The organism is Chitinivorax sp. PXF-14, from assembly GCF_040812015.1.
Classification (GTDB): Bacteria; Pseudomonadota; Gammaproteobacteria; order Burkholderiales; family SCOH01; genus JBFNXJ01.
Window position 1 is genome coordinate 110,067 of record NZ_JBFNXJ010000013.1, and the last position, 13,341, is coordinate 123,407.

The following is a 13,341-nucleotide window of genomic DNA, read 5'->3' on the forward strand; positions in this document are numbered from 1 at the left end:
GCGTTTGGCTTAAGATGGGGCGTTGCGGACCATCCTGTAGCAGGCGCCATCGTGCAATCACCGTTGTTCTGGCTTATCGTGGGCATCGCCCTGTTCGGTATTGAACTGATTACCGGAACGTTCTACATGCTGATCCTCGGGACGGCCTTCCTGTTTGCCGCGCTTGGCGGCTGGATCGGCCTCAACGACTACAGCCAGCTCATGCTGGCTGCCGGCATTGGCGCGGGCGGCGTGCTGGTCCTCTACAAACATCGCCAGGCCGAACTCAAGCGCCAGCCCCCCGAGTCGCAAAGCCTCGACATCGGCCAGACCGTGCGCGTGCTGCAGTGGCTGGACGACACCCACGCCCGCGTGGCCTACCGCGGGACGGAATGGGATGCCGAATTGCTCGGCGGCCACCCCCAAGCGGCTGTGTTGTATATCTGCGACACCCGCGGCTCCACCTTGCTGCTTTCCGAACAACGCCCAGAAGGAAGCCCCAATGTTCGAAATCCTGATCGTATTGCTCGTCGTCGCCATCATCTTCGTCATTAAGACGATCAACATCGTCCCCCAGCAGAATGCCTGGGTGGTGGAGCGGCTGGGCAAATTTCACGAGGTGCTGCAGCCCGGGCTGAACTATGTCTTCCCCTTCATCGACCGCGTGGCCTATCGCCACGTCCTCAAGGAAGTGCCGCTCGATGTGCCGAGCCAGGTGTGCATCACGCGCGACAACACGCAGCTGCAAGTGGATGGCATCCTCTACTTCCAGGTGACCGACGCCAAGCTCGCCTCCTACGGCTCGAGCGACTACATCCTCGCCATCACGCAGCTGGCGCAGACCACACTGCGCTCGGTGATCGGCAAGATGGAGCTCGACAAGACCTTCGAGGAACGCGACGACATCAACCGCGCGGTCGTCGCTGCGCTGGACGAGGCGGCCTCCAACTGGGGCGTGAAGGTGTTGCGCTACGAAATCAAGGATCTGACGCCGCCGAAAGAAATCCTGCACGCGATGCAGCAGCAGATCACCGCCGAACGCGAGAAACGCGCGCTGATCGCGGCCTCGTCGGGGCGCCAGCAGGAACAGGTCAACCTCGCGACCGGCGAGCGTGCAGCGGCCATCCAGCGTTCGGAAGGCCAACGCCAGGCGGCCATCAACCAGTCGGAAGGCGAAAAGCTGTCGGCCATCAATCGTGCGGAAGGCGAGTCCGAGGCCATCCGCCTGGTCGCCCGGGCCACCGCGGAGGCCATCCACATGGTGGCGCAGACGATCCGCCAACCGGGCGGCATGGAGGCGGTCAACCTCAAGGTGGCGGAACAGTATGTCGAGGCATTCGGCAAGCTGGCGAAGACTGGCAACACCCTGATCCTGCCCGGCAATCTCAGCGATGTCGGCGGGCTCGTCGCCACGGTAATGAGCGTGGTAAAGAATACCTCGGCAGAGGCTGCGGGCAAGCAGGAGTAAAGCAATCGCCACCAGGCATCGCCCGCCGCAAGGCCCGTGGGCTCAGTCCCTGGCGACGATAGGGATCTGGACCTGGTAACGCTGGCCGAGATCGGCTGGCTCAGGTTGCAAGGTTACATGCTCGATGGCAAAGCGCTGCTTCAGCATCAGGCGCGCCTGCGGCAGGATGCGCGGCCACTGCTCGAGCGAGTTCAGCGTCAGGTGAGCCGACAACGCCACCTTCCCTGAGCTCAGGCTCCACACGTGCAGGTCATGGGCGGACTGCACGCCGGGAATCACCGCAATCGCCTTGCCGATCGCCTCGAAATCGAGATCGGCCGGCACGCCTTCCATCAAGACCTGCAGCGCATGGCGAATCAGGCTGACAGTCGAAAACAGGATCAGACCCGCCACCAGCACCGAGAGAATCGGGTCGATCGGCATCCATCCGGTGAACTGGATCACCGCCCCGGCAAGCAGCGCCGCGACCGAGCCGAGCAAGTCGCCCATCACGTGCAGCAGGGCTGCACGCGTATTCAGCGAATGCGCGTCGCGGGACAACACGAAAGCCACGATGACGTTCACCAGCAATCCCAGCCCAGCCACCACCATGACGGTCCCACCGGCTACGGGGTGCGGCGCCAGCAGGCGCTGCACGGCCTCGACGGCAATCCAGACGATCACCATCAACATCAACAGGCCATTGATCAGTGCGGCGACGACTTCTGCCCGGCCGAAGCCGTAAGAGTGCCGGCTGGACGGAGGGCGGACGGCCAGGCGCTGGGCAAACGCAGCCAGCGCAAGCGCGACGACGTCGGATACCATGTGCCCCGCATCGGACAACAGCGCAAGCGAGCCAGAGAGCAGGCCACCAACGACTTCAACGATAGCGAAACCCAGGGTGAAAACCAGTGCCCAGGTGAGACTGGCGCCATGGTGATGGGCATGGGCGTGGCCCCCATGGCTTTCGTCATGCGGATGGTCGTGGCCGTGGTGATCGTGATGGGCATGCGCGGCCATGCTAGGCCTCACCGACGGGTGGAAATGGCAGATCCGCACTTGCCAGGCCGACAGCCCCGACGGCATGCACGGCAGCCGCAAACTCGGCCTGCTCGCGCAACTGGCTCAGGGTGGGTGGGTGCGGCTTGCCGTGCAGCCTCGCGTAACGGGCCAGGCTTGCCGGATTGACGGGCCGGTGCAGCTGGCGCAATACCTCGTCGGCCTGCTGCGGCTTGTTGCACACCAACACCATGTCGCAACCCGCATCGAGGGCGGCATCCACCCGCTGTGCCATGGTGCCGGCGACGCTTGCTCCCTCCATGTCGAGCGCATCGCTGAAAATGACGCCATCGAAGCCAAGGCGCTGCCGCAGGATATCCTTCAGCCACAGCGACGAAAACCCCGCCGGGCGACTGTCGACCGCCGTGTAGATGACGTGCGCCGGCATCACGGCAGTCAGCCCATGGTGGATCATCTGCTCGAACGGTTTCAGATCGACAGCCTCGATCTGCTCGAATGAGCGCTCATCGACAGGCAATTCATGGTGCGAATCCTCCGCCACATGGCCGTGGCCGGGGAAGTGCTTGCCCACGGACGGCATCCCGCCCCGCTTCAGTCCGAGCTGCAGGGCATGTGCCAGAGCAGCAATCACAGCCGGGTCGGCATGGAATGCACGATCGCCGATGACCGCACAACGCCCGTGGTCGACATCGAGCACGGGCGCAAAGGTGAAATCGACGCCACAGGCACGCAGCTCGGCGGCCATTACCCAGCCGACCTGTTCGGCCGTATGGAGCGCTGCTTTGTGCTCGGCTTCGTCCCATAGCCGCCCCAGTTCCCGCATGGGTGGCAAACGCGTGAAGCCGGACTTGAAACGTTGCACGCGCCCTCCCTCATGATCCACCGCGATGAGCAGCGGCGGGTTGCGCAGCGCATGTATCTCAGCGGTCAGTGCCTTGAGTTGTTCTGGCGACTCGTAATTGCGCGAAAACAGGATGATGCCACCGGTATTGGGGTGAAGCAGGCGTTCACGTTCGGCGTCAGTCAGTGTCTTGCCGGCGATGTCGACCATCACGGGGCCAAGGGCCATGGGCAGAGGGGGAATCATGAAGAAGGAACCTTGTGTAAGGTTTCGAGCACGACGAAAGCACAAGCAAACTGCCTTTCATCGCTCAGGCTGAGATGCATGGCGCGAATCTTGCGTTCGTCGAGTAAGGCTAGCAGCCTGGCATCGAGAACCAGCACCGGGCGGCCCAGTGCATCGTTACGGACGGCAATGCGGGGAAGGGTCACCTCACCCCGGATGCCCGTGCCAAGCGCCTTGGCAAAGGCCTCCTTGGCGGCGAAGCGCTTGGCCAGCCAGGCCGCCGCCTGGCCTTTGAGGAGAAACTCTTGCCACTCCTCGTCTGAGAGCAATTTGCGGGCAAACCGCTCGCCATGCCGCGATAGCGCAGATTCGATTCTGGCGATCTCGACGATGTCGGTGCCAATGCCGTAAATCACGTGTGCGATTGCATCTTGGATGCGGCATCAATCAGCAACTTCATCTCGCGCACGGCCTCCTTGAAGCCGACGAAGAGCGCTTGCGCGACGATGGCATGGCCGATGTTCAATTCACGTACCCCCGGGATGGCTGCGACCTTCTGCACATTGTGGTAATGCAGCCCATGGCCTGCATTGACGCGCAAGCCCAGGCCGGTGCCGAATGCCACGGCGTCGCGGATACGTTCGAGTTCCTGGCTCATCTCGCCAATGGTGTCGGCCTCGGCGTAACGACCGGTGTGAATCTCGATGCAGGGTGCGCCAAGCGCGTGCGCCATCTCGATCTGCTCTCGATCAGCGTCGATGAACAGCGACACCCGGCTGCCGGCTCGGGTCAATTCGTCGATCGCCTGCTTGACGCGATCCCGGTTGCGCACCACGTCGAGCCCGCCCTCCGTCGTCAATTCCTCGCGCCGTTCCGGCACTAGGCAGGCATCGTGCGGCTTGATCTTGAGTGCATGGGCCAGCATTTCGTCGGTCACGGCCAGCTCCAGGTTCATGCGCGTCTGCAGCACTTCGCGCAGAATCTCGACGTCGCGATCCTGGATGTGCCGCCGGTCTTCCCGCAGATGCAGCGTGATCGCATCAGCCCCGGCCGACTCGGCGATGACGGCGGCCTGAATCGGGCTCGGATAACGCGTGCCTCGAGCTTGCCGCAACGTTGCGACATGGTCGATGTTGACGCCCAGTTGAATCATGTTTCGCTCCTGACATGCCAGTTCAACTGGCACAACGATATTGCATGGTCGCCACCAGTTGACGGTTCGTCTTACCTGCCTGGCAGCCTTTGGGGGGGAATTGTATTGCCAATTATAGCTGGTTGAGATCCCGCAGTAGCCTGCGGGTGTGCAGGGGGCGATCTCCCAGCTGGTGGCCGATCAGCGAACGCATCAAGGCCTTGCTTTGCGCCAGTACGCCCGGGTCATCGAGGCGATCCTCGGCCATTGCCAGCAGGGTTCTACCAGCGACCGCCCCCGGCTCGGATGCCGCACCTGGCAGCAGGCCGGCACTGGGCTCGAAACGGTAGCACTCGCCGGGCTCGATAGCCTGGCCAGCCGCAGTGTGGGTCAGATCCAGCCCGTAACCAAGCTGCTCCAGTAAACGTAGCTCGAAACGCCTGAGGATTGGTGCGACAGGCGCCCCCTGCGACAAGCTGCGGAGGGTTTCGCCATAATGATCGAACAGCTGCTCGTGCGGGTCTTCACGGGCAAGCAGATTCAGCAGCAACTCATTCAGATAGAAACCGCAGATAAGCGGCAAACCCGACATCTGCGGCATACCCCCCTGCCACTCGGCGGAATGCAGTGTCTTCAGTTCACTCTTGCCAAACCACGACAGCAATAGCGGCTGAAAGGCCATCAACACCCCGCGCACGGCCGATTTGGGCCGCCGTGCACCGCGCGCAACAATGGCTAGGCGACCATGGTCACGTGCGAAGACCTCGATGATCAGGCTGGTTTCGCGATAGGGGTAGGCATGCAACACGAACGCCGGCTGAGCTTCGACCTTTCGTGCTTCACTCATGCCTGAGGCGGAAAGGGAAAATCGTATGACCGCTCGACACGCGCCACGCGTACCGAGAAATACTCGTACCAGCGTTCGCGGCCAAGCTTTTGCGCGAGTTGATGTTCCACATTGCCTTTCCAGGCCACGATGGATTGCTCGTCCTGCCAATAGCTGACCGTGATGCCGATACCGTCCGTCCCTCTTGCGCTATCCATTCCCAGATAGCCGGGCTGCTGTGCGGCCAAGCTCAGCATGCGTTCAGCCATGGCACCATAGCCATCGTCACCATCGCAGCGCTTGGACGTAAAGATCACGGCGTAATACGGACCATCAGGCCGAGTCATGGTCACCCTTCGCCAGACAATTGCTTGAGGAAACGGATATCGTCCGCCCATCCACTCCGGACCTTTACCCAGACCTCGAGGTAGACGCGCCCTTCGAACATCTGCTCCATATCGACGCGCGCTTCGCTCGACACCCGTTTTAGCTTTTCCCCGCCCTTACCAATGATGATGGCCTTCTGGTTGGCCTTGTCGACCAGAATGGCGGCAAAAATACGGCGCAGATCACCCTCCTGCTCGTATTTCTCGATTTCCACATTGATAGAGTAAGGTAGCTCCTCTCCCAGCAAGCGGAACAGCTTCTCGCGAATGATCTCCGCCGCCAGGAAACGCTCGCTCCTGTCGGTGATCTGGTCCTCTGGATACATCGGATCGCCCTGCGGCAAATGTGGCCTGACCGCATCGAGCAAGGCCTCGATCTGGATATGCTTTTCCGCACTGACGGGCACAATGCCGGCAAAATCGAAGCGTTCTGCCATCTGTTGCATGAACGGTAGCAGCAAGGTCTTATCGTGCTTGTCGATCTTGTTGATCACCAGCCATACGGGCCGGTGCTTGGGCAAGAGTTGCAATACCTCTTCATCGGCAGGCCCGAACTTCAATGCTTCGACGACAAACAGGATGGCATCGACGTCACCCAGCGTGGTCTTGACGCTTTTGTTAAGTGCATCGTTCATTGCATTGCGATGCCGGGTCTGGAAACCCGGGGTATCGACAAAGACGAACTGGGAATGCTCGTCGGTATGGATTCCCGTTACCCGATGGCGCGTCGTCTGAGCCTTGCGCGAGGTGATGCTGATCTTCTGGCCGATCAGATGATTGAGCAACGTGGATTTGCCGACATTGGGGCGACCGACAATCGCCACAAAACCGGAATGGAACTGCGTATCGCTCATTTTCGCCCCTGGGCAGCAATCATGTCATAAATCTGCCTTGCGGCATCCTGCTCCGCCGCGCGACGGCTACCGCCGCTGCCAACGGCACGAAGTGACAACTCTGGCACCTGGCATTCAACGTCAAATCGTTGATCATGCGCCTCACCTTGCATGGCAAGCAGCTGATATTGCGGTAAATTCATGCGCCGACCCTGCAACCACTCCTGCAGGCGCGTCTTGGGGTCTTTGCTCAACGACAGTGGGTCGATCGACTCGATGATTGGCGTATAGAGGCCGGCAATGACCTTGCATGCGGCATCAAAACCCGAGTCAAGCAATACCGCGCCGAAAATGGCTTCCAGCGCGTCCGCCAGGATCGAGGGGCGACGGAAGCCACCGCTCTTGAGCTCCCCTTCGCCAAGCTTGAGGTAGTCGCCAAGGCTCAACACCTGTGCGATATCCGCGAGCGACTGCTGCTTGACCAAACTGGCCCGCACGCGTGACAGCTCGCCCTCGCTGAGCTTGGGGAAACGTTCATACAACAACTTTGCCACGCAACAATTCAACACCGAGTCACCAAGAAACTCCAGGCGCTCGTTATTGGGGCTGCCAAAACTGCGATGCGTTAGCGCCTGCTGCAGCAACGCGACATTGGCAAATTCATGTGCGAGTAGTTTGATCAGCCGCTGAAAATGCATCGATTGAATTACTGCCCCTGCTCTGCTGACTTGCCAGCCGTCGACTGACTCACGGTGAAGTGAATCTTCAGGCTGATGTTGGCCGCGACAGGTACTTCGCGATCGTATTCGATACCGATGGTGGTACCGTTGGGCGTCTGATCGATATCGAGCTCATCTCCTCGAATCTTATAGCCCTCAATTAGCCCACGCTTATCGAAAGCGGCTCGAATTTCCTGGGCAGGAGCACTTGCTGAGTCCTTGATCAAAGCGGTGATGGCATTTTTTACGCCAAAATACTCTGTATAAGCGGGAACACATTTGATGCCCAGCAGCACAAAAAACCCCACCAAGGCACCGATGACCAACAACCCAAACAGGCTCAAGCCACGTTGTTTTTTCATACCTCCCCCTTGTGGTTATTAATTAATCAAGGTTCCAACACGCTTCAGATCACGGAAATTCATCCAGATCAGAAACGCCTTGCCTACGATATTACGTTCGGGCACAAACCCCCAATAACGGCTATCGCTAGAATTGTCACGATTGTCGCCCATCATGAAGTAATGGCCTTGGGGAACCATGCAAGTGAAACCATCGTCGCTATAGACGCAGTTATCACGGCCGGGAAAATCCTTCACGCCTATCGTCATTATAGATGGCTTGGTTTCGTCGATAATGACCGGGTGTGGATGGTCGCTGAGATTCTCGGTGTATTGCTTGGTATCGATCACATCCAGACCGTTGTCTGCATAGCGATACGAGCCGGATTCCGTCTGTTCCATCGGCTTGCCATTGATGGTCAGCTTCTTATTGCGGTATTCAACCTTGTCGCCCGGCAGCCCCACCACCCGCTTGATGTAATCGATCTTGTCATCCTCCGGGTAGTGAAACACCATCACGTCACCCCGCTTGGGCTCGCCGACGGGCAGCACGACATTGTTGATGACAGGGGTACGTACGCCGTAAGCAAACTTGTTCACCAGGATGAAATCACCAACGATCAGCCCCGGGCGCATCGAGCTTGATGGTATCTGGAAAGGCTCGACCAGAAACGAGCGCAGCAGGAAAACCGCAAGCAGAATGGGAAAGAAGTCGCGAGCATACTCGACGGCCAGCGGCACACGAGCAGCGGACAGGCTGCCCGCTTTGGCTTCTACCAGCTTGTAACCATAGGACATTACACCAATCACGACAACGAACAGCAGCATGGCTGCGGTCAGGCTCATGAACTGGGCGAACAACCCAAAAATACCGACAAAGATCCCCAGATAGCCGGCCTGCAGAATCACCGGCGGCTCCTCACCGGGCACAACCGGCTGGCGATTTGCCGCGGCAAGCACACCACCAAGCACGGTGATGAAGGCAAAAAAGTAAAGCCAATTCATTTATTTGTCACTCACCTGGAGAATGGCCAGGAATGCTTCCTGTGGGATTTCCACATTACCCACCTGCTTCATCCGCTTCTTACCGGCCTTTTGTTTTTCCAATAGCTTGCGCTTACGCGTGATATCGCCACCGTAGCACTTCGCCAGCACGTTCTTGCGCAGCGCCTTGATCGTCTCCCGCGAGATGATGTTGGAGCCGATGGCAGCCTGAACCGCGATATCGAACATCTGACGCGGAATCAGTTCCCGCATCTTCGACGCCAGTTCGCGGCCACGATAAACCGAAGTTTGGCGGTGCACGATCAAACTCAACGCATCGACCTTCTCCGAGTTGACCAAAATGTCGAGCTTCACCAAATCAGCAGCCTGGAATTCCTTGAACTCATAGTCGAGCGAGGCATAACCGCGTGACGTGGATTTCAGCTTATCGAAGAAATCCATGACAACCTCATTCATCGGCATGTCGTAGGTCAACATCACCTGACGCCCCATGTACTGCATATTGCGTTGGGCGCCACGCTTCTGATTGCACAGGGTCATCACCGAGCCGACATAGTCCTGCGGCACCAGAATCGTCGCGGTGATGATGGGCTCGCGAATTTCCTGGATCTTCGAGAGATCGGGCAACTTGGATGGATTCTCGACTTCGATCAGGTCGCCATCCTTGAGCAGCACCTCGTAAACCACGGTTGGTGCCGTGGTAATGAGGTCCATGTCGAATTCCCGCTCCAGCCGCTCCTGCACGATCTCCAGATGCAGCAGACCAAGGAAGCCGCAACGGAAGCCAAAGCCCAAGGCCTGCGACACCTCGGGCTCGAAATGTAGGCTAGCATCGTTGAGTTTCAGTTTCTCGAGCGAGTCGCGCAGTGCATCGTAATCGTGGGATTCGACGGGATAGAGGCCGGCAAATACCTGAGACTTGACCTCCTTGAAGCCGGGCAGCGCCTCGGCAGCCGGCCGCGATGCCAGCGTGATCGTGTCACCGACCTTCGCCGATGCCAGCTCCTTGATGCCTGCGATGATGAAGCCCACCTCCCCCGCCTTGAGCGCGTCACGCTGCAGCGACTTGGGGGTAAACACGCCGACCTGCTCGCACAGGTGCTGAGCCTTGGTCGACATGAACAACAGCTTGTCCTTGGGCTTGACCATGCCGTCGACGACCCGCACCAGCATGACCACACCGACGTAATTGTCAAACCAGGAGTCGATGATCAGGGCCTTGAGCGGGCCATCCGGATTGCCTTGCGGTGCTGGCACCTTGGCTACCACGGCCTCCAGGATGTCCTCGATACCGATGCCATTCTTGGCAGAAGCACGCACGGCATCGCCGGCTTCAATGCCGATGATGTCCTCGACTTCCTGAATCACGCGCTCGGGGTCGGCGGCCGGCAAGTCGATCTTGTTCAGCACGGGCACCACTTCCACACCCAATTCAATCGCGGTGTAGCAGTTGGCAACGGTCTGGGCCTCGACCCCCTGCGATGCATCAACCACGAGCAGGGCACCTTCGCATGCCGACAGCGAGCGGCTGACTTCGTAGGAAAAGTCGACATGCCCAGGGGTATCGATCAGGTTCAGGTCATAAACCTGACCATCACGAGCCTTGTACTGCAGGGCAGCGGTCTGCGCCTTGATGGTAATGCCGCGCTCTTTCTCGATATCCATCGAGTCAAGCACCTGTTCGGACATTTCACGGGCTTCGAGGCCACCGCAGAATTGAATGAAGCGATCGGCCAAGGTGGACTTGCCGTGATCGATGTGAGCGATGATCGAGAAATTGCGGATATGGTTCATACGTCGAGCAAAAAATAAGGGCACGCCTTGCGTGCCCTGTACGTTGAGGCAATGTTCAATTCTACCCGATTGAGGCCAAATGCGCATCAAGCGCGGCCCCGTCCAAGTGGTAATGACACAACTCGACATCACCGGCAAGCAGCACGGGCACCAACTCGTCCCATTTCGCCAGCATGACCTCGTCCTTGTCGACATCCACCACCTTGATATCGAAGCAGCCGCGGTCAGCCCTTGCCTCGAGCGCCGCGATCATGGCATGACACAGGCTGCAATAATCGCGGAACACAACGGTAAGGCAAGGCTTAGTCATCGGCCTTGCTCTGCGACAGTTTCAGCGGCACGAACAGATAGCCGCCACTACGGAAAATTCGCAGATTCAGGATGGCATTGGTGGTCTTGCCGTCTTCAATGGCTTTTGCCAATTGCTGGTAGCTGGTCAGGTTCTGATTGCCAATACCAACAATGATGTCGCCAGCTTGTACCCCGGCCTTGGCCGCAGCACCGTGAGTTGCCTGAACGACCAGACCATATTCGATATTCAGCTGCTTGCGCTGTACTGGGGTCAACTCTCCCACTAACAGGCCAACCTGCCCGACATTGGCATTCTGCTTGCTACGCGAACGCTTGGCGCTGCCATCCAGCTGTTCCGGCAGCTCGCCGACAACCACGGACAACGCCTTCACGCCCTTGTTGCGCCACACCTCGACGGCAACCTGATTGCCAGGCCTGGAGCCCGCCACGAGCCGAACCAGATCACCGGCAGCATTGACGGGTTTGCCATCAAACTTCGTGATGATGTCGGATGGCTGAATGCCAGCCTTGTCGGCCGGGCCATCTTTCTCGAGGCCGCTGATCAGCGCTCCCTGAGGCTTGACCAGACCGAAAGACTCGGCCAGCTCCCGCGACATTTCCTGAACATTCACACCGAGGCGGCCACGCGTCACCTTGCCCTTTTCCTTGAGCTGCTTGGAGACATCGAGCGCCACATCGATCGGAATCGCGAAGGAGAGCCCCATGAACCCACCGGTGCGGCTATAGATCTGCGAGTTGATGCCGACCACTTCGCCATTCATGTTAAACAACGGCCCGCCCGAATTGCCAGGGTTGATGGCGGCATCCGTCTGGATAAACGGCACAAAATTCTCGTCCGGCAGGAAGCGCCCCTTGGCACTCACGATGCCGGAAGTAACCGTGTTGTCGAAACCAAACGGGGAACCGATGGCCACGACCCACTCACCAACGCGCAGGTGCTCCGGGTCACCCATCCGCACGATCGGCAGACTCTTGGCCTCGATCTTGATCAATGCAACGTCGGTACGCTCATCCGAACCGATCACCTTGGCCTTGTATTCGCGCTTGTCGGTGAGCTTGACGGTAATCTCGTCGGCATTTCCGACCACGTGCGCGTTGGTCATGATGTAGCCGTCGCCACTGATGATGAAACCAGACCCCAGTGATTTCGCCTGAAACTCGCGCGGCTGCTGGCGTGGCTGAAAGCGGCGCAGCAACTCGTTAAGCGAGTCATCCTCGGACAACCCGGGCGCCCCCCCATTATTGACCACGGTCTGCGTGGTGCTGATATTGACTACGGCGGTGCCTTCCCGCTCCACCAGGCCGGCCACGTCCGGCAATGCCGACGCAGCCCTGGCAGAGGCAACAGAGGCCAACAGCAACAACGAGGAGGCAAGCAACTGCTTCATTATTGTCATACCCTTTGATTGATTAATTTATCTGGAACTGGCTGGCCGGCAACGCCACGCAAAGGCGGTAGCGTAGCCATCCTTTACTGGGTAGCAGTGGCGGCACCTGGTTTGGCCGATTTGCTGACGACCGAATTACCCACCATCAACAACGCTGCTTCGGGTACATCCCCCACTGCAGTGATTCGGCTGTCGCCGGTAAAGCGTGTGTAGATGTTGATGGCGCCATGGCTGATCATCATGTTGACCGATTTCGGCGCGTTCGCCAGTGGCTCGACGAAAACAGACATGGCGGACAGGCCATCACTCAGCATCAGGTGAGCAACCTGGATATTGCGCTGGCCAATGACCCGACGCCCTTCCTGCACCATCCGGTAACCAGGAGGCAAAGGCTTGATTTCATAGCCAGAATCAGCCTTAGCATTGTCTGTACCAGCCAACTCCTGTGGCTTCAATGCCACCTTGTTGGCAAAGCGCGGCTTCAGTGACTTGCGCTCCACCTGGGTGCCGACATTGACTTGGGTAAACGAAAATTGTTCGACCGGTTCGCGGCGGGAATTCAAGACACTGAAACGCAACAGCAAGCCGGACGCCGGGTCAAACCACAATTTCCGCCCATAGCGGAGATTGTCCTTTGGCTCCATCAGCAAGACAGCGCTGTCGATACCCGCCACGCGCTCGGCGTCGAGCTTGCGAAACTGGTAGTAGTTGAGCAACTCACTCGGTTCTTCAGGCAGGACGGCAGGAAACAGCTTGATGCTGACCCGTTTGCGCAATTCAACAGGATTGCTGGGCGTATCAGGAAGGTAGCAATTGACCTGATCGTTATTGCGCACGAATTCACGCATCGGGCCATCCAGCGAATCACGCTTTTCCAACTCATCGTCGCCGTCGACCAAATGTGCCAGCCTGAAGGTTTCAACCTCGCCATCGTGCTGATAGACGTAGGTACCGACATAGTTATGTTTGCGCACGGCATTGGCAACGCGCCTCAACGTCGCGCCAGCCTCAGACGCCGGCAGGATCGTTTCGGCAGCACTCACCCCGCCCGCTGCCAACGAGAGCAGCAGAAAGCCCACCCACACCTTCATGG

General features: G+C 59.0%; 15 protein-coding genes and 1 pseudogene. 2 read left to right on the forward strand and 14 right to left on the reverse strand.

What is annotated here, in order from left to right; genetic code table 11:
* Positions 1-51 precede the first annotated feature (51 nt).
* Positions 52-534 (forward strand): NfeD family protein, encoded by a 483-nt coding sequence (locus ABWL39_RS15665; protein ID WP_367793248.1) that lies wholly within the window; start codon positions 52-54, stop codon positions 532-534.
* On the forward strand, positions 482-1,447 hold the full coding sequence (locus tag ABWL39_RS15670; protein ID WP_367793251.1) for an SPFH domain-containing protein: 966 nt from the start codon (positions 482-484) through the stop codon (positions 1,445-1,447). Before ABWL39_RS15665 ends, ABWL39_RS15670 begins: the two co-directional genes overlap by 53 nt.
* Before the next feature lie 42 nt (positions 1,448-1,489).
* Here ABWL39_RS15670 and ABWL39_RS15675 read toward each other — a convergent pair whose 3' ends face one another.
* From ABWL39_RS15675 to ABWL39_RS15740, 14 genes and pseudogenes are all read right to left on the reverse strand, one after another.
* A complete protein-coding gene (locus ABWL39_RS15675) occupies positions 1,490-2,446 on the reverse strand; it encodes a cation diffusion facilitator family transporter (protein ID WP_367793254.1) in 957 nt (318 codons plus the stop codon).
* Between the two features lies 1 nt (position 2,447).
* A complete protein-coding gene (nagZ, locus tag ABWL39_RS15680; protein WP_367793410.1) occupies positions 2,448-3,515 on the reverse strand; it encodes a beta-N-acetylhexosaminidase in 1,068 nt (355 codons plus the stop codon).
* 14 nt (positions 3,516-3,529) lie between these two features.
* Positions 3,530-3,928, reverse strand: a complete 399-nt coding sequence (gene acpS / locus ABWL39_RS15685) for a holo-ACP synthase (RefSeq protein ID WP_367793257.1) — start codon at positions 3,926-3,928, stop codon at positions 3,530-3,532.
* Positions 3,925-4,665: a pyridoxine 5'-phosphate synthase gene (gene pdxJ / locus ABWL39_RS15690; protein WP_367793260.1), complete on the reverse strand. Its 741-nt coding sequence runs from the start codon at positions 4,663-4,665 to the stop codon at positions 3,925-3,927. The genes acpS and pdxJ overlap by 4 nt, the downstream gene beginning before the upstream one ends.
* 112 nt (positions 4,666-4,777) lie before the next feature.
* Positions 4,778-5,491, reverse strand: coding sequence for a DNA repair protein RecO (recO, locus tag ABWL39_RS15695; RefSeq protein WP_367793263.1), 714 nt, complete (start codon positions 5,489-5,491; stop codon positions 4,778-4,780).
* Positions 5,488-5,817, reverse strand: coding sequence for an antibiotic biosynthesis monooxygenase (locus ABWL39_RS15700; protein ID WP_367793266.1), 330 nt, complete (start codon positions 5,815-5,817; stop codon positions 5,488-5,490). The genes recO and ABWL39_RS15700 overlap by 4 nt, the downstream gene beginning before the upstream one ends.
* Before the next feature lie 2 nt (positions 5,818-5,819).
* Positions 5,820-6,710 carry a GTPase Era gene (era, locus tag ABWL39_RS15705; RefSeq protein ID WP_367793269.1) on the reverse strand — a complete coding sequence of 297 codons (891 nt, stop codon included), beginning with the start codon at positions 6,708-6,710 and terminating at the stop codon, positions 5,820-5,822.
* Between the two features lie 32 nt (positions 6,711-6,742).
* A pseudogene (rnc, locus tag ABWL39_RS15710) lies at positions 6,743-7,387 on the reverse strand (ribonuclease III); the annotation flags it as partial.
* Positions 7,388-7,395: 8 nt separating this feature from the next.
* Complete coding sequence (locus ABWL39_RS15715) at positions 7,396-7,770, reverse strand: DUF4845 domain-containing protein (protein ID WP_367793272.1); 375 nt, start codon at positions 7,768-7,770, stop codon at positions 7,396-7,398.
* Positions 7,771-7,788: 18 nt separating this feature from the next.
* Positions 7,789-8,754: a signal peptidase I gene (lepB, locus tag ABWL39_RS15720; RefSeq protein WP_367793275.1), complete on the reverse strand. Its 966-nt coding sequence runs from the start codon at positions 8,752-8,754 to the stop codon at positions 7,789-7,791.
* Positions 8,755-10,548: a translation elongation factor 4 gene (lepA, locus tag ABWL39_RS15725; RefSeq protein WP_367793278.1), complete on the reverse strand. Its 1,794-nt coding sequence runs from the start codon at positions 10,546-10,548 to the stop codon at positions 8,755-8,757.
* 61 nt (positions 10,549-10,609) lie between these two features.
* Complete coding sequence (locus ABWL39_RS15730) at positions 10,610-10,858, reverse strand: glutaredoxin family protein (RefSeq protein WP_367793281.1); 249 nt, start codon at positions 10,856-10,858, stop codon at positions 10,610-10,612.
* On the reverse strand, positions 10,851-12,248 hold the full coding sequence (locus ABWL39_RS15735) for a DegQ family serine endoprotease (RefSeq protein WP_367793284.1): 1,398 nt from the start codon (positions 12,246-12,248) through the stop codon (positions 10,851-10,853). Before ABWL39_RS15735 ends, ABWL39_RS15730 begins: the two co-directional genes overlap by 8 nt.
* Positions 12,249-12,331: 83 nt before the next feature.
* Entirely contained in the window at positions 12,332-13,339 is a 1,008-nt protein-coding gene (locus ABWL39_RS15740) for a MucB/RseB C-terminal domain-containing protein (RefSeq protein ID WP_367793287.1), read from the reverse strand.
* Between the last annotated feature and the right edge of the window lie 2 nt (positions 13,340-13,341).